At 37.2% G+C, this 25,004-nt stretch carries 29 protein-coding genes and 2 pseudogenes; 5 read left to right on the top strand and 26 right to left on the bottom strand.

What is annotated here, in order from left to right:
• Nucleotides 1–83: 83 nt before the first annotated feature.
• Nucleotides 84–494, bottom strand: coding sequence for a hypothetical protein (locus tag H540_RS0124745; RefSeq protein ID WP_028402841.1), 411 nt, complete (start codon nucleotides 492–494; stop codon nucleotides 84–86).
• 344 nt (nucleotides 495–838) lie between these two features.
• Nucleotides 839–1,261 carry a CBS domain-containing protein gene (locus H540_RS0124740; RefSeq protein WP_028402840.1) on the bottom strand — a complete coding sequence of 141 codons (423 nt, stop codon included), beginning with the start codon at nucleotides 1,259–1,261 and terminating at the stop codon, nucleotides 839–841.
• Between the two features lie 330 nt (nucleotides 1,262–1,591).
• On the opposite strand from H540_RS0124740, the gene H540_RS34145 reads away from it, so the two are divergent.
• Nucleotides 1,592–1,732 carry a hypothetical protein gene (locus H540_RS34145; protein ID WP_169729589.1) on the top strand — a complete coding sequence of 47 codons (141 nt, stop codon included), beginning with the start codon at nucleotides 1,592–1,594 and terminating at the stop codon, nucleotides 1,730–1,732.
• Between the two features lie 317 nt (nucleotides 1,733–2,049).
• Here the strand turns inward: H540_RS34145 and H540_RS0124730 are convergent, their stop codons facing one another.
• Nucleotides 2,050–2,250: a cold-shock protein gene (locus H540_RS0124730; protein ID WP_028402839.1), complete on the bottom strand. Its 201-nt coding sequence runs from the start codon at nucleotides 2,248–2,250 to the stop codon at nucleotides 2,050–2,052.
• A 311-nt stretch (nucleotides 2,251–2,561) separates the two neighbouring features.
• Between H540_RS0124730 and H540_RS32645 the strand changes: the two genes are divergently transcribed.
• Nucleotides 2,562–2,687 (top strand): YjcZ family sporulation protein, encoded by a 126-nt coding sequence (locus tag H540_RS32645; RefSeq protein ID WP_081415271.1) that lies wholly within the window; start codon nucleotides 2,562–2,564, stop codon nucleotides 2,685–2,687.
• Between the two features lie 134 nt (nucleotides 2,688–2,821).
• Here H540_RS32645 and H540_RS0124720 read toward each other — a convergent pair whose 3' ends face one another.
• The 7 genes from H540_RS0124720 to H540_RS35740 form a co-directional block, all read right to left on the bottom strand.
• Entirely contained in the window at nucleotides 2,822–3,391 is a 570-nt protein-coding gene (locus H540_RS0124720; RefSeq protein ID WP_028402838.1) for a manganese catalase family protein, read from the bottom strand.
• Nucleotides 3,392–3,406: 15 nt separating this feature from the next.
• Nucleotides 3,407–3,670 carry a spore coat protein CotJB gene (locus H540_RS0124715; protein ID WP_028402837.1) on the bottom strand — a complete coding sequence of 88 codons (264 nt, stop codon included), beginning with the start codon at nucleotides 3,668–3,670 and terminating at the stop codon, nucleotides 3,407–3,409.
• A 19-nt stretch (nucleotides 3,671–3,689) separates the two neighbouring features.
• On the bottom strand, nucleotides 3,690–3,917 hold the full coding sequence (locus H540_RS0124710; RefSeq protein WP_028402836.1) for a spore coat associated protein CotJA: 228 nt from the start codon (nucleotides 3,915–3,917) through the stop codon (nucleotides 3,690–3,692).
• 315 nt (nucleotides 3,918–4,232) lie between these two features.
• Nucleotides 4,233–4,775: a DUF1003 domain-containing protein gene (locus H540_RS0124705; RefSeq protein ID WP_028402835.1), complete on the bottom strand. Its 543-nt coding sequence runs from the start codon at nucleotides 4,773–4,775 to the stop codon at nucleotides 4,233–4,235.
• Between the two features lie 501 nt (nucleotides 4,776–5,276).
• A complete protein-coding gene (locus H540_RS0124700; RefSeq protein ID WP_028402834.1) occupies nucleotides 5,277–5,489 on the bottom strand; it encodes a hypothetical protein in 213 nt (70 codons plus the stop codon).
• Nucleotides 5,490–5,810: 321 nt separating this feature from the next.
• A complete protein-coding gene (locus tag H540_RS0124695) occupies nucleotides 5,811–7,067 on the bottom strand; it encodes a VanW family protein (RefSeq protein ID WP_028402833.1) in 1,257 nt (418 codons plus the stop codon).
• A 500-nt stretch (nucleotides 7,068–7,567) separates the two neighbouring features.
• On the bottom strand, nucleotides 7,568–7,699 hold the full coding sequence (locus H540_RS35740; protein ID WP_425388174.1) for a hypothetical protein: 132 nt from the start codon (nucleotides 7,697–7,699) through the stop codon (nucleotides 7,568–7,570).
• A 385-nt stretch (nucleotides 7,700–8,084) separates the two neighbouring features.
• Here H540_RS35740 and H540_RS0124680 point away from each other — a divergent pair, with 385 nt between their 5' ends.
• From H540_RS0124680 to H540_RS0124670, 3 genes are read left to right on the top strand one after another with little or no spacing between them, the layout of a single operon-like run.
• A complete protein-coding gene (locus tag H540_RS0124680; RefSeq protein WP_028402832.1) occupies nucleotides 8,085–8,744 on the top strand; it encodes a GntR family transcriptional regulator in 660 nt (219 codons plus the stop codon).
• Nucleotides 8,745–8,754: 10 nt separating this feature from the next.
• Nucleotides 8,755–9,723 (top strand): DMT family transporter, encoded by a 969-nt coding sequence (locus H540_RS0124675; protein WP_028402831.1) that lies wholly within the window; start codon nucleotides 8,755–8,757, stop codon nucleotides 9,721–9,723.
• A gap of 49 nt (nucleotides 9,724–9,772) precedes the next feature.
• Nucleotides 9,773–10,192 (top strand): VOC family protein, encoded by a 420-nt coding sequence (locus H540_RS0124670; RefSeq protein ID WP_028402830.1) that lies wholly within the window; start codon nucleotides 9,773–9,775, stop codon nucleotides 10,190–10,192.
• Between the two features lie 264 nt (nucleotides 10,193–10,456).
• Here H540_RS0124670 and H540_RS0124665 read toward each other — a convergent pair whose 3' ends face one another.
• The 16 genes and pseudogenes from H540_RS0124665 to H540_RS0124595 all read right to left on the bottom strand — a co-directional run bounded on the left by H540_RS0124665 (nucleotide 10,457) and on the right by H540_RS0124595 (nucleotide 24,995).
• The gene (locus tag H540_RS0124665; RefSeq protein WP_028402829.1) at nucleotides 10,457–11,677 is read right to left on the bottom strand and encodes an aspartate aminotransferase family protein; all 1,221 of its coding nucleotides are present in this window, start codon (nucleotides 11,675–11,677) and stop codon (nucleotides 10,457–10,459) included.
• Between the two features lie 102 nt (nucleotides 11,678–11,779).
• Complete coding sequence (locus H540_RS0124660; protein WP_028402828.1) at nucleotides 11,780–12,694, bottom strand: D-alanine--D-alanine ligase; 915 nt, start codon at nucleotides 12,692–12,694, stop codon at nucleotides 11,780–11,782.
• On the bottom strand, nucleotides 12,691–14,148 hold the full coding sequence (gene pdxR / locus H540_RS0124655; RefSeq protein WP_028402827.1) for a MocR-like pyridoxine biosynthesis transcription factor PdxR: 1,458 nt from the start codon (nucleotides 14,146–14,148) through the stop codon (nucleotides 12,691–12,693). The genes H540_RS0124660 and pdxR overlap by 4 nt, the downstream gene beginning before the upstream one ends.
• A 1,276-nt stretch (nucleotides 14,149–15,424) precedes the next feature.
• Nucleotides 15,425–16,603, bottom strand: a complete 1,179-nt coding sequence (locus H540_RS0124650; protein ID WP_028402826.1) for a NupC/NupG family nucleoside CNT transporter — start codon at nucleotides 16,601–16,603, stop codon at nucleotides 15,425–15,427.
• Nucleotides 16,604–17,085: 482 nt separating this feature from the next.
• Nucleotides 17,086–17,856 (bottom strand): annotated as a pseudogene (locus H540_RS30850) (zinc-binding dehydrogenase); the annotation flags it as partial.
• Between the two features lie 253 nt (nucleotides 17,857–18,109).
• Nucleotides 18,110–18,397 (bottom strand): carboxymuconolactone decarboxylase family protein, encoded by a 288-nt coding sequence (locus H540_RS34940; protein WP_245592345.1) that lies wholly within the window; start codon nucleotides 18,395–18,397, stop codon nucleotides 18,110–18,112.
• A gap of 10 nt (nucleotides 18,398–18,407) precedes the next feature.
• Nucleotides 18,408–19,157 (bottom strand): ABC transporter permease, encoded by a 750-nt coding sequence (locus H540_RS0124635; RefSeq protein WP_028402825.1) that lies wholly within the window; start codon nucleotides 19,155–19,157, stop codon nucleotides 18,408–18,410.
• A complete protein-coding gene (locus H540_RS0124630; protein ID WP_028402824.1) occupies nucleotides 19,158–19,919 on the bottom strand; it encodes an ABC transporter ATP-binding protein in 762 nt (253 codons plus the stop codon). It abuts the gene before it with no gap.
• 169 nt (nucleotides 19,920–20,088) lie between these two features.
• Nucleotides 20,089–20,430: a DUF1048 domain-containing protein gene (locus H540_RS0124625; RefSeq protein WP_028402823.1), complete on the bottom strand. Its 342-nt coding sequence runs from the start codon at nucleotides 20,428–20,430 to the stop codon at nucleotides 20,089–20,091.
• A 71-nt stretch (nucleotides 20,431–20,501) separates the two neighbouring features.
• A complete protein-coding gene (locus tag H540_RS0124620) occupies nucleotides 20,502–20,822 on the bottom strand; it encodes a PadR family transcriptional regulator (RefSeq protein ID WP_028402822.1) in 321 nt (106 codons plus the stop codon).
• Nucleotides 20,823–21,344: 522 nt separating this feature from the next.
• Nucleotides 21,345–21,476 (bottom strand): hypothetical protein, encoded by a 132-nt coding sequence (locus H540_RS35305; protein ID WP_281172544.1) that lies wholly within the window; start codon nucleotides 21,474–21,476, stop codon nucleotides 21,345–21,347.
• Nucleotides 21,477–22,330: 854 nt separating this feature from the next.
• Entirely contained in the window at nucleotides 22,331–22,765 is a 435-nt protein-coding gene (locus H540_RS0124610) for a hypothetical protein (RefSeq protein ID WP_028402821.1), read from the bottom strand.
• A gap of 597 nt (nucleotides 22,766–23,362) precedes the next feature.
• Nucleotides 23,363–23,527, bottom strand: a complete 165-nt coding sequence (locus tag H540_RS35300) for a hypothetical protein (RefSeq protein WP_155891139.1) — start codon at nucleotides 23,525–23,527, stop codon at nucleotides 23,363–23,365.
• A 486-nt stretch (nucleotides 23,528–24,013) separates the two neighbouring features.
• Entirely contained in the window at nucleotides 24,014–24,472 is a 459-nt protein-coding gene (locus tag H540_RS0124600) for an SMI1/KNR4 family protein (RefSeq protein ID WP_028402820.1), read from the bottom strand.
• A gap of 4 nt (nucleotides 24,473–24,476) precedes the next feature.
• Nucleotides 24,477–24,578 (bottom strand): annotated as a pseudogene (locus tag H540_RS35295) (ADP-ribosylating-like toxin); the annotation flags it as partial.
• Between the two features lie 30 nt (nucleotides 24,579–24,608).
• Nucleotides 24,609–24,995 (bottom strand): immunity 22 family protein, encoded by a 387-nt coding sequence (locus tag H540_RS0124595; protein ID WP_028402819.1) that lies wholly within the window; start codon nucleotides 24,993–24,995, stop codon nucleotides 24,609–24,611.
• Between the last annotated feature and the right edge of the window lie 9 nt (nucleotides 24,996–25,004).

Here is a 25,004-nt window from a genome sequence, read left to right as displayed (position 1 = left end):
ACAATAAGGAACTCTAGAATGAAAAAACATAAGGAAGAAGTATGAGAGTCATGATCTTCCCCTTATGTACTTTACAGACAATTTTATTTCCTCTTTTTTCGTCTTGATCTTAACCAAGCTCCTCCTGTAACAGCAGGAAACATAATGATAATCAAACTAAACCACACCCAAATAGGGGTGTAGGTATAAGGGGGTGCAATCATCCCCCAAATAAGTGTAATAGTTTGGATGATCGCTAATATGACTCCTGTCCTAATTTCATTTCGCCCAGAAAACCATGCTGCTATATATCCTCCAAGTAAACCAGCCAAGCCGCTATAAAAAAACTTTAAGAGGATCACATTTGGACGATTACGAATCTCAAAGTAAACGGCTTGATCTGTTGTATATGATCCATGAATCAACGTAACAACAACCATTTCAATTCCTTCTGCAATGAAGGATATGACCATGAGTCCAACAAATATCGCAATTATTCCTCTTATTATTCTCATTATAATTCTCCTTAATGATTCGATGATGGATGTGTATTCTTGCCCATCTAAACAAGAAACATCCTCTATCACTATACCAGTAACACTTATTCCGTTTTTTTATTCTATTACTCCTCCCTCCTTGCAAGAACGTCACATGTTATGATTGGAAGTTGCCCTGTTCGTAAAGGCCTAAAATCATTTTATGAATGTTCGCGAGAATTGATATACCTTTGCGGACACTTTAAGCATAACAAAAAGGCTTCAGAAGAAGATGAAGCCTTTTTGGTTTTGTTATGGAATTGTATTTTATTGGAATGTAGAATCTTAAGAAATTTTACACTCCTGCGATATTCAAGATGTTCTTAATGAAGTTGTTCAGAAATCTGACTTAATGCTGCACCCGCTTCGTTGACATGAATGTTGACCGTTGCAAGATCACCAATGGCACAAATACCTATCATTTCTCCATTTTGTACAACAGGAATACGACGTATTTGATGATCAGCCATTATATGAGCGCATTCATGTACGTCTATATCAGGTTCACAAGTAATTAGATCTTTAGTCATACAATCGTGGCAATGAACGGTATTGCAATCTTTTCCTTCAGCTACACAATTCAATACAATATCACGATCTGTAATTATGCCAACAACTTTTCTACCTTCACAAACTGGAACTGATCCACAGTTGATATCACGCATAATTTTTGCTGCCGCTGTTACTGAATCATGTGGTGCACAAACCTTAACATTTTTAGTCATAATGTCACGTACTATAGTCATATTTCTTGTCCTCCTTTTAAGTATTAGGTCGTCCTTGGTATTTTCCCCATGTTGATCTATATTATTACTCAGGGTAAGCGTTGTTACTAATTAAAAGAAAATCCAGTATAAAAGCCTGAATATATGTAAGTAAACACTAAGAATCCATAAGAACAGGGATGAGTAAATTTCAGAATCGTAAAGAATCTTATTACTTAAATGAATTCCCCTTAGTTTGACTACTGTATATTCATAAAAGTGGACAAACGGGCCTGCCCGATTGGCAATTAGTAAAAAATTTGAATAAATAACAAAAAAATTTGGAACTATGATAAACGAGGTGACTCCCGTATGAAAAAAAAGCAAAACAAGGAAATATTTAAATTAAGCTACGAGTCTGACGAAAAAATGGGCAAGGGCAAGAAGAAAAAAACAAATGATTCCGATGTCCAAGAAACAGAGTTTTTCAATACGACGCAATCAAGTGAGTAAAAGGAAGCGACTGTGGGCTCCTAAAAAACATAACAAATACCCCTAAACAAAAGGTGAGCCGAAACTCACCTTTCAATTCGTTTCTTATTTTGCTAACGAACGCATTAGTTGAACAAAAAAACATTGCATCATATTGAAAAATCGTACCGTTCGTTGAATAAGTGACAGGTATTTATTTTCAAGAATAACACTATACTAATACTAACATTTTACTTTTTACATGTTTACTCCCTGCTCTTTTCTTGAGCAGGTTTTTATTTAATTCAGCTAAAATAAAAACAGACCCGGAAATTCGAGTCTGTTTATCGTTTTTTTGATTATACTTTACGTACATTTGTCGCTTGCGGCCCACGTTGACCATTTTCGATATCAAAAGTAACTTCTTGACCTTCATCTAATGATTTGTACCCTTCGCCTTGAATAGCTGAGAAGTGAACGAACACATCCTCTCCACCCTCACGCTCAATAAATCCAAAGCCTTTTTCACTGTTAAACCATTTTACTTTACCACGTTCCATTTTTGTTGCCTCCTAAACATATAAAAAATACATAAAACTGTAATTTAATCTTACCCATCTATTATATCCAAGTAAAAACATTTTAAAACTTAAAGCAGAAGAGTTTTATCAGAAAGACCAAAGGATTTAGAGCAGGAGGGAATCGTAAAACGAGAGGTGTATGGCATTTATAATGCCTATTTGTAATACAGACCAGCTCCATAGTTATAAAAAAACATACGATACATTATCCGCCGCTCCCCCTGATTATATTGTAATGATAGCTCATTAAGTTACCCTCGACATATTTAGAGTAAAGGAGGCATGAATGTATGAGTAATCCTGGATTTGGCTTTAGTAGCAGCTTTGCTTTAATTGTTGTATTATTCATCCTACTGATTATCGTCGGTGCAGCTTGTTTTTGTGGCCATGGTGGCTACGGTTACGGCTACTGCTAACAAATTATGGAATACAAAAGGATCCTGTGTAAACACAGGGTCCTTTCCATTTTACACATTCGTCTTGAAAGATGATGCGGAGCAAGAATGGTAATACAATTGGTGGTTCCTAAAAATATTAATAGAGTAAACTATTAGAACACGGTTTTTTTATTGCTTTCTTCTTTTAAAATTTCAACTGCCTCCCGGAACCTTTGTGAATGTACAATTTCTCTTTCTCGCAAAAAGCTCAGCCCATCATTCAAATCCGGGTCATCTGACATATTAATAATCCACTGATATGTTGCACGAGCTTTTTCTTCTGCAGCAATGTCTTCGTATAAATCCGCAATTGGATCCCCTTTTGCTGCTATGTAAGCTACCGTAAATGGAGCTCCTGCTGCATTGTGATAAAATAAGGCACTGTCATGATTCGCATAGTGCGCATCCAAGCCAGCGTCACGCATTTGCTCTGGTGTTGCATCCTTTGTAAGCTTATAAATCATCGTCGCAATCATCTCTAAATGTGCAAACTCTTCTGTTCCGATGTCTGTCAGCAAACCAACTACTTTATCTGGAATTGTATAACGCTGATTCAAATACCGAAGTGCAGCAGCTAGTTCTCCGTCGGCTCCGCCGTATTGCTCCACAAGATATCTTGCAAGTCTTGGATTGCACGTACTCACCTTAACAGGGTATTGAAGCTTTTTTTCATAAATCCACATGTTAAGACTCCTTTCCTATACTTGCCAAGGCCAAGGCGCGCTGTTCCAGCTCCATTTGGCATCTGAATAGCTGTTTCCATATTGCTGTAACGGGCCATACTTTGATTCAATCGTTTGCTTTATTTTTTGTCTGTACTGCGCATACTGATTAAATTGATTAATAGCATTTATATCTCCTGGGTGTGTATCTAAATATAAGGTAAGTTCTATTAGTACAAAGTCAGCAGCTTGCAGCTCTTCAAGCAGCTGATAATACTCTTGAGGCAAAGATTGCTGCATATTCATTATCCACTACCTCCTATTTTTTGTACGGGTTTTTATAATAATCATAAAAAATAGGCCAAAGTGTCCCTTTTTTCAGAGCTTCTTTTGGAGAAAACTGCTCTAAGTTCAACGGCTGAAATCCTATATACAAATGCGCCGGCGTAAAGTAATACTTCTGACCAATCGGCGGACATGGATCATACGGACTGTGATAAGGTTGATAGGATTTTACTCGTGTAAAACTTTGTGCATTATCATTCACAACTACCCTCTCCTTATATGAATTAACGGTTTTGCTATGCCATCTCTTTCATTGTATTCAGATTCATGGTGTATCATGAGTAAAAGGGTTCTAGGGCAAAAAATAACGTGCTAGAAACATAGAACAGCAATATCCTGTTAACTTGGGGATTAAGCAGCTAATCCAAACAACCTATGAATGAATTCGACCTCATTTTGGACAGCTTTCACCCTTTGATAAAGTTGTCCTTTTATTTTTATGGAATACAAAAAAAGCTAACCATCTACTTATATTGTGTAGATGATTAGCTTTTTAACTCCTTCAAAAAAGGTGTATTCATTTTGATTGCATTTGTTTCAACAACTCTTTGATCTCCGTTAATTCGCTTTCTATATGGTGAAGGCGACTTTGCATATCATCAATCTCTTGCTCTGCTTTATAATTGATCGCAAAGTCAATAACGGATTCATGTTTGTCACGTGAAGCTTGACGGTTTTGGCTCATCATAATAACGGGAGCTTGAAATGCCGCTATAAAAGATAAACATAAGTTCAATAAAATGAACGGCGGGGCATCAAAATGTGCTCCTTTTGTGATAGGCAGGCTATTCCAAATAATCCATCCAGCAAGAAAACATGCAAACCAGATGATGAATCGCCAACTACCTCCAAACTGTGCAATTTTATCCGCTAATCGATCTGCCCACTTTGTTCGTTGTGTGTATTCACTGTCAAGTTGGTGAAGGATTTCTGACTCGTAGCGATCTACAAGTCGATCAATACGTGTTAAGCTTTCTTGGTTTAAATCAATGTCAAAACCTTGGATTTTCACAGGTGCTTGTTTTTTTCCTTTTAAATTCTTCCAGATTTTTTGTACCATTGTACAAACCTCCTCTCTTATAGAGGAAGTCATCTTTCCAAAGTTTATATGAAGCGGTAACTATTTTTACGTAGTAATCCGCCTCGGATATTCAGTTGTATGACTTCCTCTGGTGTCGGTGCTATGTCCGACTCTCCTGTGCTCGGATTACACATAAAACAGTTCCACCTCGCTTTTTTTCTCAAAATCCTTTTTCATTATATGCTATCTTATCTCTTCTGACTATATGATTATTCGGAAAACATACGTAGTTATCTTACATTTTCATATAAAGAAAATGTGTATGAATAGCAGATAATGAATATAGCCTATATATAAATAAGTTATAATTTCGACATATGAACCGCTGCTATACAGAACCAAAGCCTGTACGCGCTTCCTCTCTCTCATCCTTGTATGGGACAGGAAAAGGGTTTGACCGCTTCTATGCTCCGCCGGATGCTCTTTCCTCACTACAAAAAGACGATTTTTTTATTCAGTTGGATATAGATTATCGATAGCTTATATATTTCCATCATGTTTTGCATGAGCCCCTTTGTTATTCAGTAAATGAAACATACGTTGATGGTGATCTGTTACCAGCCTATTTAGCTTTTCTACATGGTTATGTTTTAGGTGCTTGCCTAATTTCCAAGGTACTTTTTCTTTATATGTTTGGTCTTCAGTACAATTTGCCAGCTGTTGTTCTTTAAACGGAATATCATCTTTGTTCATTATTAAAATTCCCCTTCATCCTAAAATGGGCAAATATGAACATTAAAAATGTACAGGTTCTTTAATCAAATAACGAAAATATAAAGGTATTTCTAATGTTATTGTACCAAAAAAAGCTAAACCAATACCTTTCATAGTATTTTTTGACGAAGTATAAATCATCACTTGGATACATGTGAGTGCCCTGTAATTTTACTTCTTTTGTATAGCTTTAAAATTTAATCCCTTTTCGTGCCATAGAAAAATCCCTCCTGTGCAGATAGTATGTTTTTTCTGCCGCTATCTACACCGAAGGAATCATATCATAAGATCATGTCTTTTCTATACATGTTTTTTGTAAGTGCTTTTGTTAAGTATACCACTTTCAATCACTTGACCATTTTGTGTTACAGTTTTGTATGTAACAGCCACTATACTCTTATCAGTTTCACTAACAACTTGAGAAGAGATATCGACACTCTTCCCTGTGTTTGTTCCAAAGATGCGAATCACGACCTCATCATTTTCGATACCTGCTTGAATGTAGATATAATGTCCTGTATTGTTTTTGAACTTAAAGTCCGGCCCGTAATCCGCTACAGTAGCGTCTTGACCCAGCGGTACGTAATGAACGGGCATAGAGTGATTGCTTCGTTCCACAATAGAAAGATCTGCACGTAAGATAGCACCGTACAATGTACTACTCACTTGACAAACGCCACCACCTGCACTTTCTTGTACTTTTCCGTTAACATATACAGCCGCTAACTTATATCCGTTAGCAGTATCAGTTACTCCAACGTGACCATTAAAACTAAATACCTCATCAGGTGCAACAAGCGCTCCGGTTAACGTTCCAGCTGCTCGCATTTCGTTAAACAGTTGATTCCCATTTCTACCGCTCGTAGGAGTGCTATATTCCGCAATGATTTCTTTAATCCCCATATTTTGTATGTCTTCTGTTGTGCGCTCCGGTTTTACGGCAGCAACCGGTACTTGAATGTCGGCATTCATTGTTTTCACTGCTTCTTCCGTTAATGTTTTCAGCTTTTCTTTATCTACTTTTTCTCCGTCTTTACTTGGGGTAATGGAGACATTCGTTTCTGTAATAGAAAGAGAAGCATTTTGCGGATTCGATACAAGTTCATTGTATTTATCTTTCAAAAATGCTTCATATTTTGAAGAGTCTAAGTATATTTCTAGATGATATTCTTTCTGTGTTTGTCCTTTTTCAGCTTGTTTGCGCAAGTTATAGCGTTCCGTAATAGTCCCTTTTTGCTCCTTAAAGATTTTGTCTGCAACATCCATACCCTTATATTGGACCCCTAAATCTTTCCAAGTATAAGTGCTTGTAGTGTTTTGCAAAGAATAACTCAGGTGTTGTTGATTCAACTCATCCACTCTTTTTTGAATGATTTGTTGAACTTCTTGTTTTGTTTTGCCACCTAATGGTATGCCTTCAAAAATTGTATGGGGTAAAACATATGTATCTAGCTGTTTGTTCATCTTGGAAACATATTGATAAGCTAATCCTCCTGTAATAGAAAGACTAATTGCACCAGCTACTATGGATCCTATAACCCACTTTCGTAAATTCATTTGCTTCCCCCCATAAAAGACAATTTAATAATCGTAACAAAAGATTAAGAATTTAATTAATTTTCATAATATTTTGTAAAATATTCACTACCAGTATAGCACTACATTGGTAAAATGTGTAATAATAAATTGAAATTTGTTACTATTCTGTAACATTAAAGATGCTATATACAAGTGAACTACCACGAACCTAAAGGTATCGTAGTTTTACGCCCACAAATATAAAAAACGTCTTTTTATAGTGGGGAGAGATCAAAAGACGTGCAGAAGCGGTCAAACTTTTGGAGTGGTTCATGCAAGGGGAAACCAAAAGCATGCCATACTCCCTTTTCGTTGCACATAGCACATGGACATGTCGAATTTATCATTCACTCATATATATATTAAATATAAGGCTCTTTAAAGAACAATGTTGGTGGTACAAAAAAACATTCATAAAAAGTACGGAAGAGTTGCTAATTAGAAATTTATACATAGTAAAATTAAATTAGCCTATTCACTCAATCCAGTAAAATATAAAGTGTGAATTCTTTATTTTTATGTCCAATTACTTCAGAAACAACCTTTTGATAAGTGATTAAATACATAGGGGCTACTACAATTAACATAGCAATAATAGACACATGCAGCATGTTGTCTTATGCCTCCTTATTTATATTCCTAGGACGGTGTTCGACACACATACTCACGTTATAAGCAATTAATTATCTATATTCCGGAGCCGGTTTTTTACTAAAGAAACAATCTCAAATACGATGAAAAATCCCCAAAACAGATATGGAAATACCTCAAACAAAAAAGTAGATAACATGTTACCCTCCTTTGTCACGGTTAATTTACCTAATATACCATTCGACACAATTAGCAACCTCTCCTGTATATGGTATAACGGCATGAATTTCCAGTTTGTATAACACGAGTTATTATATATCCTAAGTGAATTTTCGACATGAAGTTGATTTTCAGTAATTTTAAAATACAATTGAACATAAAACCGAAATGCGATATATTGGTTTTATGAAAAAAGATATTATAAAACCAATTAAACGTTTGTCATTTAGAGATGAAGTATATCTAGCTTTAAAAAAAGCAATTGTCATGTTGGAATTACAACCAGAGCAACGCTTAAATGACAAGGAGTTAGCTGAAGAGTTCGGAATTAGTCGTACCCCTGTGAGAGAAGCACTTAAACGTCTTGAAGATGAGGGACTTGTTGAATCTATTCCTGGATCAGTTACCCGTGTTGCTCCATTAAAACTAGAGGAGGCAAAACATGCATTTACTGTTGTAGCAGTTTTACACTCTTTAGCTGCTCGCTTAGCGGTTCCTTTATTAAAAGAGTCAGATATTGAAGAATTAGAGTTCAGTAATAAGACTTTGCTGCTTTCTGTTGAGAAAAAAGATATTATAAAGGCCATTGAAGCAGATGAATTGTTTCACAACATTTTCTTAGATGTGGCAGGAAATCCTGAAATCATTCGTGCCTTAGAGCGAAGTATACCTAAAATTCACCGCCTAGAGATTTCTCAATTCACTTCTGTAAAAGGTTTGAAGTCAGTAGAACAACACAAACAAATTATAGAAGCTTGCAAAAATAAGGATGGTGAAACAACCGCCCGCCTTGTGGAAGAAAACTGGTTAAGTCTTGGGGAATTACTGACTCAGCAAACGGATTGAGGTGGGTTGATTGCGTCCTATTTTTTTAGGTATTTGTGCTGCTTTCTTTTTTGCTTTTACGTTTATTCTCAATCGGTCAATGGAATTGTCCGGTGGAAATTGGATATGGAGTGCTTCACTAAGGTATATCTTCATGGTTCCCTTCCTTTTGCTTATTGTTATAGCTAGAAAGAACTTACATCCTTTATTGCAAGTAATGAAAGAGGAACTAGGAGCCTGGTTTTTATGGAGCTTTGTAGGATTTGGATTATTTTACGCTCCCCTATGTTTTGCGGCTGCATATGCACCAGGTTGGCTTATTGCTGGAACATGGCAGATTACCATTATATCCGGTTCTTTACTTGCCCCGCTTTTTTCACAGACGATTGAGACATTAAAGGGTCCTTTAAAAGTGCGGGGAAAAATACCAGTTAAGGGTCTTGCTATGTCACTCATCATTTTTCTTGGTATAGTTCTCATGCAAGTAGAACAAGCAAATCATTTTTCTTTAAAAAATGTATTGTTAGGTGTCATACCTGTAATTATCGCTTCATTTGCTTATCCGCTTGGTAATCGTAAAATGATGGATATATGTGTTGGCCGTTTAGATGCTTATCAACGTGTGCTAGGTATGACATTAGCTAGTTTACCATTTTGGTTTTTACTTTCGCTGTATGGTTTATTCACTGTGGGCGTACCTAGTAAAGAACAAACTATACAATCTATCTCGGTTGCTGTTTGTTCTGGGGTAATTGCGACGGTACTTTTCTTCAGTGCAACTGATATGGTGAGAGGGAATATACAAAAGCTAGCTGCTGTTGAAGCAACACAATCTATGGAGGTGCTTTTTGCAGTAGCTGGAGAAGTAATTTTCTTAGCTTCTCCAATTCCTTCCGCTTTATCTTGGTGCGGCATGTTCATTATAATGCTCGGTATGATTTCACATAGTTATGTTTCCCATAAAAGAGAAGTTACTCGCAACCAAGATGTAAGTGCCTAAAATACACGATATGTTCAAGCCAATATAACACTTTAAAAACAGTGTTACATTGGCAACAATCACAACTTATATTATTTCTGAAGACTCAAGGACTCAAGCAGAATTTTACATTCAAGCACTCGGAGGGAAAATCAAGTCCGTCATGACTCACGGACAACTTCCGGATGCCAATGACAAGCTTAAAGATAAAGTATTACACATGGAATTTGTTGCCGGCAGCGTTGACTTCTTCATGACCGACTCGTATTTCAGTCTTTTCTTTCACGGCAATACTATCATTCGCGGCAATAATATCAGTTTGAACCTTGCATTTCAAACTGAAGAGGAAGCGCACGAAGCTTTCGAAAAATTGAGTCAGGGTGGAAAGATTAACAAGCCACTAGAGCAGGCATTCTGGGGCGGATTGCACGGGGAGCTTGAGGATAAATTCGGCGTAATATGGATGATTACCAACGTTCCCGGTAATTAAGTATAACTAATTGCTTCGGTACGAAAAGAAAAATAAATATTATATTAGTCAATATTGGTAAAAATAGTCTAATAGGGGCTGTTTACGAATAGAGGTTCAATGTAAAAAGAAGACGAATAATTACAAAGTGGTTCGTCTTCTTTTTTATTATTTATTCCTTGGAGTACGTAAATAAATTCCTTATAGCTTGCATCTTAACAATAGAAAACGGTACGACTTTATTCTAACGCCACAATAGTAAATAGAAGAAAGAATAAGCATATATCACAATCCGCTTGTCAAGGCTACTGATTTTGGGATACAGGAAATAAACTGATTAATAAATTCATCGATTTCTGCTTTTGTAATAATATAAGGGGGGAGTAAACGAATAGTATTTCCGTTTGTAACGTCCACTAGCATGCCCTTATTCAGTAATTCTAACTGTAGTTTTTTTACGTTTTTATTAGTGTCATGAATACTGATTCCAAACATCATTCCACAATGACGTACTTCTTCGATAAAAGAAGAGTTTTCCTCCTGGATTTTTTGAAGTTTTTCATTTAAATATAAGGACATTTCATAAGACTTTTGCATTAAACCATCATCAATTAATGTTTTTAATACAGCTAATCCTAAAGCCGTACCAATTGGAGAATGTGCGAATGTTGTTCCATGATCACCTGGTGAGAATATATCATAAAGTCGTGAACCTACTATTATTCCTCCTAAGGGTGTACCGCCTCCCGCTCCTTTACCAAATTGAATAATATCAGGTGTAATATCAAAATGCTGATAAGCAAACAATTTTCCAGTTCTCCCTATACCACTTTGCACCTCGTCAACAATAAATAACATATTATACTGTTTACAAAGCTCTTCAACACCTTTTAAATATTCCCCCGACAAAGGGTATATCCCACTACTTCCTAATACTGGCTCTAGCATAATAGCAATCGGATTTTCCTTGAGTATGGTTCTTTCTAGTTCCTTTAAATTCTCTCGTTCCACTTCATATACAGGAATAGACGTACAAGGAAAATTCTGGTATACACTTTCTTGTCTTGTAAAGTGAAGAGCACCTAATGTACGTCCATGAAAACTTTCTTTGAGTACAATCACTCCATCACGTTTTTGATTTGTTATATGTCTGTACTTGTGGATTAGTTTTAAGGTTGCCTCGGTAGCTTCCGCACCAGAGTTTGTATAATAGACTTTCCCATCCTTTAAAGAATAATCGACTAATTTTTTGGCGTATTCAATAGCAACTGGGTTTAAAAAATGAAAAGGAAGATGTAAGCATCTTTTAACTTGTTCAAAGGTGGCTTTTATAATATTAGGATGATTGTAGCCTAATATATTCACGCCTACACCAGAGAATAAATCAAGATATTCTTTACCATTCACATCATAAAGCTTACAACCTTTTCCCTCTTTTATAGCAACCGGCGTACGGCGATACGTAGACATTAAATATTCTTTATCTAATTGAAACCAATTGGTCATGAATTATTCCCCCTAGGTGTAATCACATTAACTTTACATCATTTTACATTATCTGAATTATCAGAATTTTATACAGACTTCAACACTGCATTTAATATGCTATTAGAAACCTTCGCTCCTCCTAACCTGTAAGGAGGTTTCAATAATCATATCCAATAGCTTGTTATAGGGGATTCCCGCCGCATGGGCACTTTTGGGCAGTAAGCTATTTTTTGTCATCCCCGGCAATGTATTCACTTCCATAACATACGGAGTTCCATCTTTTATAATCATATCAACTCTAGCATAAACACTGCATTTTAATGCTCTATAGCAGGCCATTGCAGCTTCAGCGACACGTTCATGTGTTGTAGCCGGAAGTTCTACAACCTCTTCAATCGTAGCGACATCATCGTATTTCGCATGATAATCAAAAAACTCAGCCGTATGTTGAATCGAAATGATTGGTAAAAGCTTTCCGTCCAAAATAGAACATGTAATTTCTTCGCCCTTTATATATTTTTCAATCACTATTTCAGAATCCCATTTGAATACATCCTCAAGAGAGGAAAGTAAAGAATCCTTATCGTATACGATCTTTACCCCTACACTGGAACCACCTGAATTTGGTTTTACCACTAACGGATACCCCATTTTATCTATTTCATCAAGCTGAAGCTCTTCCATATTTGAAAGATGAATCCAATCTGGTGTTTGAATGCTCTCATAACGAATCATTTTTTTCGACATATTTTTATCCATACAAATACCGCTTGATAGCATGACACTTCCGGTATATGGAACGCCGAGGGTTTCCAGAGTACCTTGAATCGTACCGTCCTCCCCGTATTTTCCGTGAAGGGCTAATAGGGCAATATTAAGATTTCTTACCTTTTCAACAAGTTCTTTTTTGTCATTTAATTTAATAGGCACGACTTCGTACTTACTCTTATCCAAATGGGCAATCATTTCTTCCCCTGTCATGAGGGACACTTGTTTTTCGGAGGACACTCCTCCCATAATAACGCCAACTCTCATTTTTCCAACTCCCAATTTTCATTTTTCAAGGTATCACCAATTATCCTAATTCCATGGACAATATCTTCTTCTTTTAACCTAGAAAATCCTAATCGAAACGTATTACTTCCTCTTCCATCCGTGTAAAAAACATCCCCAGGAGAAAAAACAACTCCCTTTTCATAGCATTTTTTCAAAAGTGTACGCGAATTAATTCCTTTTTCTAACTCTATAAAAAGATGAAGTCCTCCATCCCCAGTCATTCTATTTAATGGAATGTATTGATTACAAGCATGAAGGGCTAGTTCATATTTTTTCTTATAAACTGACTTGGCCTTTTTTAAGTATTTTTCAAAATAGCCATCATGCAAATATTGAAAAAGCACTGCCTGATCCAGTGTGGATGTGTGAATAGTCCGTGCCCTTTTCATACTTTCCAGCCAGTGAATTAATTCCTTATCTGCTAAAATCCAACCAACACGTAAGCCTGGAAAAAGAATTTTTGAAAAGCTGCTGATATAGATAACATTGTTTCCAGATCCGGCGAAAGTCAATAAAGGCGCTAAATGGGAACCTGAATAACGTAACTCCTCATTAAAGCCATCTTCCACGATAGGAATTTGATATTTTGAAAAGAGTTTCATGATTTCAGTCCTTTTTTCAGAGGAGGTGACAATCCCGGTCGGATTATGATAGGACGGGATTAGATATGCAAAATCAAAATCCGCTTCGGATAAGCTTTTCTCAACTTGACCAATATCGATACCATCATCCTTCATTTCTATCCCGTGGATGTCAAGTCCATGTAATCGAAAAAGCTTTAATGCGGCATGATGGGTAGGATTTTCGCATATAATACGCCCAGATTTTTTAGTTAAGGAAGACAATAAAATATCCAGCCCCTCGGTGAAGCCATTAGTGATAAGAATATCCTTATTGGAAATATCTATCCCTTTCATTTCCATATAGTGAAGAAGGTAATTAATTAGGGGTTTATAACCTTTTGCATATCCATAGTTCAAAACGATATCTCCTTCAATGGACATCCGGGTCAGAAAAGCCCTTTTAAAATTTTCGACATCAAAAAGCTTTTCGTCTGGGGCAATGCTATTGAATGAAATCATGCCTTTTTCCCAGCGAACACCGTGCTTCATTAAATCTAATTCATCAGCTAGCAAGGTAACTTCATTGAGCTTTTCTTTCCAGTTTAGTTCGATAGATGGTGTTTTGGATGCATCGACTTTTCCTACAAAATTTCCTTTTCCCTTTATTGCATAGATTAGGCCTTCTTGTTCTAAATCCGCGTAAGCAGTGAGCACAGTATTTCTGCTGACCGATAATAATTTACTAAGTTCTCGGGTAGATGGAAGCTTCTGGTGCTCCAGCAGGTGTCCTTTCATAATCATTTTTTTAAAATAATCCTTTAATTGAATATAAACCGGACGATCATCCGCAAGCTTAAAATCATTAAACACTTCCTTTGCCCCCCTTGCTACCATTTTTACATAATTATAACTATCTCAAAAGGTCCACCACATATGTATTTTCTTTAATTAGCGGTATGGTTTTAGGCACCATTCATACAACTTTGATATGGAGAATGTGGTAAGTTTAAACTCACTTCACCTTCTTATCCAATAATAATTAAGCTTTTTTAGTTATCGAATTTTATTTTAATGATACATTAGTTGGTGTTGCGTAATCTACAAGTACATCAAAGTGTGCGAAACTTTATACCGAGAAGCAATAATGAGAGAAACATTTGTCTATATAAGGGTTTGACAATGAAAGATATTTCATATGTCTTGCTGGTGAATTATAGGGCATTTCCAAAGGTAGAACAGGTGTTAAGTATGTGTATTTTGAAGTTAATAAAAGGATAAACATTGGGGTGTTATATGAACACTTAAGGAACACATTAAATGAACACATTCATTACCCCCTATAAAGGCAGAAGTCTAAGCTAATTCTTATTCCTCCCAGCTTGATTTTTTACTTTTCAGCGCATTAGGAGGTTCTTGTCGTTCCCCCACTGAGTTAGTACATTTCCTGTCTTAAACCCACAACAGAAATGCACTAACTACTTCTTAATTACCTTGGGGTTTGAGTTAGGACTTTTTGTCACTAGACAAAAGTACACGTCGGCACTAGTTTTGAACTGGTTTAGTCCAATAACCTATTCAATGATGAACTTCCCGTTTCCCTTATTAAACAAAACATCGCCCGTTCTAACGAGCGATGTCCCTTCATATAATAGTTTTTAACTGTTACAATTCCCAATCTTTCCTCTTCCCAAAAACCTCTTAACAACCATAGCCATACGAATATGGATATGGATACGGTGCTGGGTAAGGATATCACTAGCCATCATCTATCCGGAATAATTGGCTTATTCCCCTTAGTTTTTGTTCGTGTTTACATGATTTTTACTTCCTTTATTCCTCACTGCCTCATTCATTTCTTAGATATTTGCTGCACCATTACGTTCAGATACCCCACCCTGTATATCTAGAAAAGAAATGTACAACCATTATAATTTCAATCCCCTCCGATATTATGGCTTCAATATTTAATCTGAACGTTATGCTAAATCTCAATTTTCTTTCATAATTTAAACTCTTTTTCACTAGCTGATGCAAACGCTAAAGTGTTTGTAATTTTTAACTAGTGAAATTTGAAGCAAAAAAACACGACTCACTTCACTATGCAAACGGTACTTTTGCATTCTTCATTCTTTTTGGAGCCCCCATTTTACAAGAATAGACCAACAATAGTACCAGTTAGGATAGATCCCATAGTTGCTACTAACAATACCTTTAAACCTACTTTAGCAAGCTCAGAAGCCTTTTGTTGGCTGATAGCTTGTACAGTACCAAGAATGATACCGATTGAGCTGAAGTTTGCGAAGCTGATTAAGAATGCTGAAACGATACCAACTGTCTTATGTGACAGATGAGGAATCATTTTCATGAAATCAAGCATTGCAACGAATTCATTAGCCGCAACTTTAGTACCCATTACAGAACCTGCTCTTACGATTTCGGATGAAGAAATACCCATCATGTAAGCGATTGGAGCAAACACATACCCTAGAACACTAGTGAAGCTAATTCCGAAGATGGAAGTGAAGATCCAGTTTACCATTGAGATTAAGCCGATGTAAGTGATAAGCATCGCACCTACGATAAGTGCTGTCTTTCCTCCTAAAATTGTCCAGTTACCAATTGCTTCGAACAGTGATTTCTCAGGAATCATTTCTTTAACATTGATTTCTTCATCATTTTCTTCTTTACGAACTGGACAAACAATTGAGCTTAAGATTAAGCCAGAGAATACGTTGATTGGCAATGCTACTAAAACAAACCCTGCAGGGATCATGCTCATGTATGCTCCCAAGATTGAAGCAGATACAGCTACTAGCGAAGATGTTACAACAATGAATAAGCGGTTGCCAGATAATTTAGGTACGAATGATTTTACGGAAAGAATTGCTGATGTATCTCCGAATACCATTGAGTTTACTGCTACGAAAGATTCAACTTTAGGTAAGCCGGTTACTTTGGAAACAAATCCACCGATATATTTGATAGCTAGTGGTAAGATGCGAATATAAGTTAAGATGCCAAGGATAGCTGTTACGAATATGATTTGCATCAATACGTTTACGAAGAACAGTTGTTGTTTAACCAATCCACCAAAAACGAAGCTGATTCCGTCTCCACCAAAAGATAATACTTTGTTAAATCCGTTTGTTACTGATTGTAAGATTGATCGACCGATTGAAGTGTTAAGCATGAACCACGCAATGGCTAACTGTAGACCACCCATAATACTGATTGCTCGAAGATTGATAGCCTTCTTGTCGTTTGACATGAGCCAAGATACCCCAAGCAGTAAAACGATACCCAGAATAGCGATTAAAATCGACATGTAAATACCTCCTAGTTGCTGATATTTTAATCATTTATGTACAATTTTATCCGTTATGTGAATCATTTCACATTAAATATGTAATTAATGGATACAAAAAAGAGATCTGTATCGCTGCTGTCCTCGCTCCTCAGGCATGAATTTTTTGGCTCAGTTAAAGAACATTATTGATTTTCTTATTGAACTGATGGGGCAGTTTAGCGTAAGAAAAGAAATTTTTTCTTGAGGTATAAAGTATGATTTTTGGAATGAAGAACAAGAGGATGTAACCGAAAAAGAAATTGACAAAAACTTTTATTTAAAGAGTATTAGTGGTTTCAAATTATCTTAAAGTTGCCGATTTCTATTACTATGCCCTATTGGTTTTTACGGTAATTAAAAATAAAAGCAGACGGTACATCGAGAATCTTATAGAGATTCTATTGACCATCTACTTTTAAATGAACGTAAAGTTGTTGAGGCATTTCAAATTTGCAATAATATTACCAACTATTTTTCAAAACAATTTTTCCTATCGCCTTGCCTGACTCCATGTACTCATGGGCTTTTGAGACTTCATCAAACGTAAAAATGTTTGAATCCAAAAGCGGACGCAGCTTCCCTTCCTCAACCACCCTAGCAACCTTCTTCAAAATTTCTCCATAATGTTTATGCATGTCCTTGTTTAATATCTTCAACAACATAAAGGTAACATGAAGAGAAAGTCCCTTCGAATGCACTGGGGAGAGGTCATGAGTCGAACGAGTAGCAATGGCTGTTACCGTTCCATGTACCGCTGCCGCCTCAAAAGAGCGATCAAGGTTTTCACCCCCTACCGTGTCAAACACGACGTCAAATTCTTTTCCGTTTGTATACTTTTGTACATAGTCGTGAACGCTTTCTTCTCGATAATTAATAGTTACATCAGCACCAAGGCGCGTGCCAATCTCCAGCTTCTCTTGCGAAGAGGCAGTTGTATAGACTGTCGCTCCTCCCCATTTGGCTAGTTGAATGGCGATGTGTCCTACACCTCCGGTGGCTCCATGGATCAATATATCTTGTCCAGGTATAAGCCTTGCACGATTAAATAATGCTTCCCAAGCGGTAATGGAAACTAATGGTAAAGCTGTAGCTTCTTCCATCGTCAAATTTTTCGGCTTGTGAGCAAGTAAATCAACATCTGCTAGCATAAACTCTGCAAGTGCACCACCACCAGTCCCTCTAAATCCACCCGCGCATCCAAACACTTCATCGCCAATTTTAAACTCGGTTACGGGTATCGTATTAGTTTCATTCTGAAAAACACCATAAGGCCACAAGTCTTAGTGATTTCACCTAGTCTTTTACAACGGAATGCGCTGAACAAACAAAAGGCAGTAGACTTATTCGATTTTCGAATTGGTCTACTGCCTAAAATGATTAGCGAAATCGGTTAATTATAGAATAGTAATTGGCAATGATAATTATAACCGGAACGACTTTATTTAAAATCCACAAAATTTACATAAATATTATGATTATACTCTCTTATAAACTTTCATTCCAAAAATATATGAAATGATTATGATTAACACCATCCAACCAATTGAAATCCATAAATCGGTTCCAGCAGCATGTGAATTTAATAGATTCCTTATCTTCTAAAGCATGCATGGCAAACCTCGCGTTGGGATAAGTGATCGAGCCGCCACCAATCACACCAATTTTAAGGGTTTCCATGATTTCGTCGATGGTTGCCCCGGCATTTAAGCAGCCTTCCATGTGATAGCAAATGCATTCATCGCAGCGGCTAACTATTGATATGGCTAATCCCATAATGGTGTACTTACCCTAACTGGCGTTTAAATGCTTTACTGGCGAAGAAGTAAGCGATGACCATGATTCCGACGCACCAGGCAAGCGCGATCCAGATACCGTTGCCAACAGACCCTTCATACAAGAGGGCACGAATCGCATTCACGATTGAAGTCACGGGCTGGTTCTCAGCGAACGCACGGACAATTCTAGGCATGGTTTCGGTGGGGACAAAGGCCGAACTGATAAACGGCAGGAAAATCAGCGGGTACGAGTAGGCTGTCGCCCCTTCCATAGACCTCGCTGTCAATCCGGGAATGACCGCCAGCCATGTCAGCGCCAGCGTAAACAGCCCGAGTATCCCAGCTACCGCGAGCCAATCCAGGATATCAGCGCTGGAACGGAAGCCCATCAAGAGCGCGACGAGGATAACCACCACGACAGTAAGCGCATTGGAAACAAGCGAGGTCAACACGTGAGCCCACAATACCGACGAGCGTTTGATGGGCATGGTAATGAAACGCGCCATCAGCCCACTCTTTACATCCGTAAACAGCCGCACGGAAGTGTAAGCGACGCCGGATGCGATAGCCATCAGCAAGATTCCCGGCAATAAATAATTGACGTAGTTGTCCGTGCCTGTCTCTATGGCGCCGCCAAATACGTAGACAAACAGCAGCATCATCATAATCGGCGTAATCGCCACCGTGATAATCGTATCCGGGCTGCGCATGATGTTGCGCAATAAACGCCCTAGTAATACCCCTGTTTTGCTTTTCATTTACATCTCCTCCTTTTTGCCGATGATCGCGAGAAAAATTTCCTCCAATGTCGGCTGCTTCTCGATGTACTCCACTTTCGCTGGCGGGAACATCTCTTTGAGTTCGGTAAGGGTACCGGTCGTGATGATTTTTCCGCCATGCAGGATGGCGATACGGTCCGCCAGTTGTTCGGCTTCCTCCAGGTACTGGGTCGTCAGCAAGATGGTCGTGCCGCCGCCGGCAAGCTCCTTGACGGTATCCCAGACTTCAATCCGCGCTTCGGGATCAAGCCCTGTCGTCGGTTCGTCGAGAAAAATGACTGCTGGCGTCCCGATCAGGCTCATGGCGATGTCAAGCCGGCGCTTCATCCCGCCGGAATACTTATCCGCCCGGCGGTTGGCCGCATCGGTCAGGCTGAATCTTGCAAGCAGATTGTCGGCGACTTGAGCGGGATTGGAAACTCCCCGCAACTTGGCGATCATCATCAGGTTTTCCCGCCCGGTGAGCATGCCGTCTAAAGCTGCGAACTGCCCTGTCAGGCTGATGCTCTGGCGAACATGATCCGGTTGACGCTGGACGTCAAAGCCGCAAATACCTACTTCGCCGCCATCGGGCTTCATCAGCGTCGAGAGGATGTTGACCGTCGTCGTCTTGCCCGCTCCATTTGAGCCCAGAAGTGCGAAAATTTCGCCACGCCGCACCTCAAAATCCACCCCCTTTAAGACTTCCTTGTCTTTAAAGGATTTTTTTAACCCTTTTACAGAAATCGCTGCATTGCTCATACTTTTTTCCTCCTTATAAAAAGCGCCTTGCGGAGCTAGATTGCCTATACTCTACTATTTAGTCTGACTGATAATCTGTATAACTTATTACCGGGTTGAAAATAACTGAATAGCTAAGGTGGCAATTCACATTTGTAACCAGCTATTCAGTCGGTATTATCCATTGAATTTATTTTTTCCCCAATCGCTTCATGATACTCTGATTCAAATCTTCACGATACTTGGCGACATAGGTTTTAGCGTTTGCCACTAGTTCGTCGGCAAAGGACGCCACGTCGTCCCCAGTAATTTCCAGCACTTGTCTGCCTTCCGCCGCACCGGCTTCGAACAACTCGATTAATTCATACTGTATGTGCAGCATATCCATCCCGCCGCCCGCTGAGAAATTCCACATGTAGTTTTGAATTTTCTTAAATACAAACTGGTAGTCCTCTGGCAGGGCTTCAACCCGTGCCATCATCATCTTGTACTCTTTTTTATCACCAATCATTTTTTTGAACATTTCCATCATGTTATTTTTCCTCCTTTTTTATAAAGCTGAACAAGACACTCCAAAAATATCGGACGGAATATCTTATGAAGCTAGATTGACTTTAAGACGTTGATTTTTGATGATACAAAATCCCACTTTTTCCAAAACAATTCAAGTTCCTGGCGGCCAGCCTCATTAAGTGAGTAAAACTTGCGGGGCGGCCCCATATCTGACGGTTTCTTTTCTATGTTCACAAGTTTTTTCTTTTCTAATCGCACGAGGATGGTGTAGACCGTCCCTTCCACAACTTCGGTAAACCCAAGCTCGTTCAGGCGGCGGGTAATCTCGTAGCCATAGGTTTCCTGGCGGCTGATGATTTTCAGCACGCAGCCTTCCAGCGAACCCTTCAGCATTTCAGTTAAATTTTCCATGTTCATAGCCTCATTTCAGTTAAATTTTCCATGTTCATAGCCTCCCCTATTTTGTCTGACTTATATTCAGTATAACTTAGTACTAAGGGAAATTTTTACTGAATAGCTATTGAGAAATCACGCTATTCAGTATTACTTATTACATGTACATTGTAACACCGAGTAGCAGGGGTGTCAACTATTTTTCTTAAAAATATTTCGATACCAATATTAACGGCTATGCAACACCTTCACAAATTGATACGGTATCTATTTCGTTTAAAGGAAATAAATAGTACAAAGGTTTGGAAAAATATTCATATGTCTTGAAAATCACCTTAATTCCTTCATCCAGTAATGGAAAAACTTTTGGAACTGGCACTTTATACTTTGCGGTCGAACCATCTCGTCAAACAATGAAGAATCTTCCTAAAGAATATCCACCAGTTGAATTGATTAAGTACGAACACAGTAAGTCTCCCCAAAATACAAAATGAGATCGAGAACACTTAATGTGTTCTTTTTCTTTTAAACCATATTGAACTAACCTGCCCCTTTAATGGAATACCATATCAAGGGATTCTTTGGTACTTCATCCCTTAGCGTTGTTAATTTGCGTTTCGCTGATGGTACCCCTTCAAGAACTCCCTTAAGCATTTCAGTTAAATCCTTCATATATCCTCCTTACACGCTACTTATCATCACTCAGTACTACTATATAGTATTACAAAGTAATTAAAATGTGTCAAATATTTTTTGAATTTTTAAGGTTAAAATTAAACGAACTAAATTGTTAAATATATATAAGGACAATTAGAAACCAATTTAAAAATCCTGTCTTAATGATTATGGGGTCTGTGTAGAAATGGAACCGGATCACGCAACAAGCATTAGCGGACATTATAAATGGTATGAAATTAAACTAAAAGAGTAATTTTACCCTTATTTTATTAATGGTTTTTACTATCATCTAAAAAATTTGAGCCGTTAATGTCCTCTAAGTATTATTAGCGGACATTGAAAGCATGAAAATTAGGCTTTAATGTCCGCTAATATAAGCAATAATACTGGAAATCAATGTCCACTAATGCTTATTGCATAAAAAAGTTCCGTTGCTACACAGACCCCAAACATAAATCCATGTATTTCCTCACCCATCGTGTATAGAGGGTGTTCACTTAGATTTAGTAAGTACACATAGTAACTATTTATATCTCATTTTTATCATGCACATAATTATAAACAAATGTACGTTTATCTTTTAGCTAAAAATATAAAAAGAAAAAGAATGGAGACGATCTTCCCTGGACAATCCGATAGTTAAGGTCGCCCCGTTATCCTACGACATACTCGTCTTAAAGTTCAGTCGTTTATAGATGTTTTTCTACATCTTTTCTTTCTTATTTTTATAGCTTCCTGTCCGCCTTGTTCATCATTTCCTTTTCCAGCAATTCCACTTCTTCCATTTCCATTTGCGAACTGTGATTCATTATTTGCGCTTTTGCTACCATATAAGCTAAAAATTATTATTAAATATTCGTTAATCGGCTCTTTATTAGAGCTTTATCTAATTCACGTACTTTATCATATGACTGTAACAACTGCTCAGGGATCAATGTTCTCCCGTAATCCCAAGCATTCGTTTCTATTTTAGATTTAAGCTTTTCTATTTCTTCTTCGTCACCATACATTAGAATCCTTAAATCATGTTTGTTTTTCTTAAAATCTAAGTAATAACCAATCACATGATAAAGAATAATTTTAACAAAGTTTTCATCTGTCTCTTTAATTCTAATGTTACTGATATAACCGTTAACTTGAAGATAATTAAACTTTATAGTATTTGTCGATACGTTATAACTCATAGGTACCGTGAGATTATTGTTAAATTCATAGTTAATATTTAAATTGTGCTTATCTAGTGTATCTTTAATGACCTTCTCAATATTCCATGTATAAAGCATTTTACTATCACTTCCCTTAAAGTATATAAGACACCTGTCATTTTACTTTTATATAAATCTAACACTACTTCAAATTCTCCGTAGTAAATCAGAATGTCTTCATTTATCTTATAATGTAATACCCTCTATTGATCTACCTCACTATTTAATTTAAAATACGATATTTAAATAAGATCTTGTTTCAAAATATTCAAGTTTCTGTCTTGAATGTCCTCCTAGTATCCCACAATCTGGCCCGTTTGTTGAAGAACAATAGCCTATTCCAGTAAAGAACTTTTTCTACGGAACACTTATAATAAATACATGTTTTATGAAACTTGTTATTTGATACTGTTATTTGATACTGTTTTTTATAACATTTCTGTATCCTTAAGAAACCTAGTTACAGCAAACGTATCATAAACCGCAAGAAATTAAAAAAGTACCAATAATTGTGTATCGGTACTTTTTAGTGAAATCCCACATGGTTCAGATAAAACTTGGTCAGACCAAGCTGAAAGCACATGTAATACTGCCTTTATATCCCACATAGTTCAGATAAAACAACAACCGGCGTTGAAAAATAAGTTGCATAGATTGCTTTATATCCCACATAGTTCAGGGCTTTAGTTGAACAAGATATGCAAATGGACCAAAAAATTGTCCTTTTTCTTTTGGTGAAATATCAACACTAATGTTTAACAGAGCCATTAAACAAAACATCGCCCATTCTAACGAGCGATGTCCCTTCATACAATAGTTTTTAACTGTTACAATCCCCACTCTTTCCTCTTCCCAAAACCCTCTTAACAACCATAGCCATACGAATAAGGATATGGGTATCCATAAGGGCATGGATATGGATACGGTGCCGGGTAAGGATATCAATAGCCATCCTCTACCCGAAACAATCGGTTTGTCTGTTTTCTATAATGTTCGTATTCCCTTATACATTTATGAATAAGCTACTGTTTATCAGTCTTTATTCATCGCCGTCTTCTACAATTCCATCTTAGCATGACCTAGTCTAAAGCTCACTTTGAGCCTAAAACACTGTTTGGCATTTTAAAAATACAATTTTGATTTAGTTTGATAGGTATGCGGTACTATCCTCTTTAGAAGCAAAAACAAACAACATATGACTCGTGGTGCTGGCAAAAGTTATAATAATGACCCTTCCCTAGAGAAACCTTCAAAATGAAGAGGACACCTAGAGTATGTTGTCCTAAAACCGTACACCATTTTAATGTAAGTAACTTTTTCACTAATTTAGATGTAGTAATCTGGCTGCGACTCCATTTTATTCATGAACTCTTCCAAAGACTCAGCTATTTTTTTACGTCCATAATATATAGGACATTGCCCCAACTCATTTTCTTGCCTAAATTTTATTGTCAGAAAGCTAAGTTCAGTCACTTCAAAAAACACAATTGACTCTTCATCATCTACCCCTTCTAAATTTGGGTTATTTTCATAGTCATACTGTCTTAAACGGAAATCCGCCAAAGAAATAGGATCAAAAATTCTGTTAATAAATGTTCGTCTATCCGTTTTAAGAAAACCATATCCGATTTCCTTATAAAATTCCCTTAACTCCTTGGGAAGTTTTAGATTTAACAATTGCTCTGCTTCTTCAATCTCACCCTGTGGCAAAGGATAGAAAATAGGAGATTGATTTGATTGCACACTCTCATCCGCTACTATGTATTTTTTTAATTGCTCAAACATTTCATCATCTCTTAATCTTATTTTTAAAGATTTCACGCGAAATACTATCTTTAGTATGAATACCGCCTTGATGCTCGTTCAAACATTCCACAGGATGCATGTTCCACTAAATTTCTGGACTCTGATATCTGCTTAGTTATCTATATGCAACACTTCCTAAGTATTCAAAGCTTCTCCCGCTGTTCACAACCTTCTTCAGGCTCCCTGTATATTCAAAATTATATAATAGTATCACAGAGTTAAACTTTGATGAGAGACCTTCTCCATATAACGAAGTATACTTTGAAATAAGCTCTTCATCGTAAGAAAAATCTGCAAGTAATTCATTAATATTAGCAGTAGCATGCTCACGATAATCGATTTCTTGAAATGCCTCATCATAATACTCGATACCAAAATCTTGAGCAAAGGCGGAAGGTAGTAAATCTCCATCTTCTGTATAAGTTGTTTCTAAATATTCTTCTAGCTCGCCCATGGATGAAACATTCCCTACCCATAAAGCAACAATATTTTCTTTTTCCATAAAAAAGCC

Source organism: Ectobacillus panaciterrae DSM 19096, assembly GCF_000430785.1.
Classification (GTDB): domain Bacteria; phylum Bacillota; class Bacilli; order Bacillales; family Bacillaceae_G; genus Ectobacillus; species Ectobacillus panaciterrae.
This window is presented reverse-complemented; position numbering and strand designations above follow the sequence as displayed.

Excerpts from the sequence above, each read along its gene's own strand:
- H540_RS0124745 (WP_028402841.1), bottom strand. The coding sequence starts at position 494 with ATGAGAATAATAAGAGGAATAATTGCGATATTTGTTGGACTCATGGTC.
- H540_RS0124740 (WP_028402840.1), bottom strand. The coding sequence starts at position 1,261 with ATGACTATAGTACGTGACATTATGACTAAAAATGTTAAGGTTTGTGCA.
- H540_RS34145 (WP_169729589.1), top strand. The coding sequence starts at position 1,592 with ATGAAAAAAAAGCAAAACAAGGAAATATTTAAATTAAGCTACGAGTCT.
- H540_RS0124730 (WP_028402839.1), bottom strand. The coding sequence starts at position 2,250 with ATGGAACGTGGTAAAGTAAAATGGTTTAACAGTGAAAAAGGCTTTGGA.
- H540_RS32645 (WP_081415271.1), top strand. The coding sequence starts at position 2,562 with ATGAGTAATCCTGGATTTGGCTTTAGTAGCAGCTTTGCTTTAATTGTT.
- H540_RS0124720 (WP_028402838.1), bottom strand. The coding sequence starts at position 3,391 with ATGTGGATTTATGAAAAAAAGCTTCAATACCCTGTTAAGGTGAGTACG.
- H540_RS0124715 (WP_028402837.1), bottom strand. The coding sequence starts at position 3,670 with ATGCAGCAATCTTTGCCTCAAGAGTATTATCAGCTGCTTGAAGAGCTG.
- H540_RS0124705 (WP_028402835.1), bottom strand. The coding sequence starts at position 4,775 with ATGGTACAAAAAATCTGGAAGAATTTAAAAGGAAAAAAACAAGCACCT.
- H540_RS0124700 (WP_028402834.1), bottom strand. The coding sequence starts at position 5,489 with ATGAACAAAGATGATATTCCGTTTAAAGAACAACAGCTGGCAAATTGT.
- H540_RS0124695 (WP_028402833.1), bottom strand. The coding sequence starts at position 7,067 with ATGAATTTACGAAAGTGGGTTATAGGATCCATAGTAGCTGGTGCAATT.
- H540_RS35740 (WP_425388174.1), bottom strand. The coding sequence starts at position 7,699 with ATGCTGCATGTGTCTATTATTGCTATGTTAATTGTAGTAGCCCCTATG.
- H540_RS0124680 (WP_028402832.1), top strand. The coding sequence starts at position 8,085 with ATGAAAAAAGATATTATAAAACCAATTAAACGTTTGTCATTTAGAGAT.
- H540_RS0124665 (WP_028402829.1), bottom strand. The coding sequence starts at position 11,677 with ATGACCAATTGGTTTCAATTAGATAAAGAATATTTAATGTCTACGTAT.
- H540_RS0124660 (WP_028402828.1), bottom strand. The coding sequence starts at position 12,694 with ATGAGAGTTGGCGTTATTATGGGAGGAGTGTCCTCCGAAAAACAAGTG.
- H540_RS0124650 (WP_028402826.1), bottom strand. The coding sequence starts at position 16,603 with ATGTCGATTTTAATCGCTATTCTGGGTATCGTTTTACTGCTTGGGGTA.
- H540_RS34940 (WP_245592345.1), bottom strand. The coding sequence starts at position 18,397 with ATGGGATTAGCCATATCAATAGTTAGCCGCTGCGATGAATGCATTTGC.
- H540_RS0124635 (WP_028402825.1), bottom strand. The coding sequence starts at position 19,157 with ATGAAAAGCAAAACAGGGGTATTACTAGGGCGTTTATTGCGCAACATC.
- H540_RS0124630 (WP_028402824.1), bottom strand. The coding sequence starts at position 19,919 with ATGAGCAATGCAGCGATTTCTGTAAAAGGGTTAAAAAAATCCTTTAAA.
- H540_RS0124625 (WP_028402823.1), bottom strand. The coding sequence starts at position 20,430 with ATGATGGAAATGTTCAAAAAAATGATTGGTGATAAAAAAGAGTACAAG.
- H540_RS0124620 (WP_028402822.1), bottom strand. The coding sequence starts at position 20,822 with ATGGAAAATTTAACTGAAATGCTGAAGGGTTCGCTGGAAGGCTGCGTG.
- H540_RS35305 (WP_281172544.1), bottom strand. The coding sequence starts at position 21,476 with ATGAAGGATTTAACTGAAATGCTTAAGGGAGTTCTTGAAGGGGTACCA.
- H540_RS0124610 (WP_028402821.1), bottom strand. The coding sequence starts at position 22,765 with ATGCTTTATACATGGAATATTGAGAAGGTCATTAAAGATACACTAGAT.
- H540_RS0124600 (WP_028402820.1), bottom strand. The coding sequence starts at position 24,472 with ATGTTTGAGCAATTAAAAAAATACATAGTAGCGGATGAGAGTGTGCAA.
- H540_RS0124595 (WP_028402819.1), bottom strand. The coding sequence starts at position 24,995 with ATGGAAAAAGAAAATATTGTTGCTTTATGGGTAGGGAATGTTTCATCC.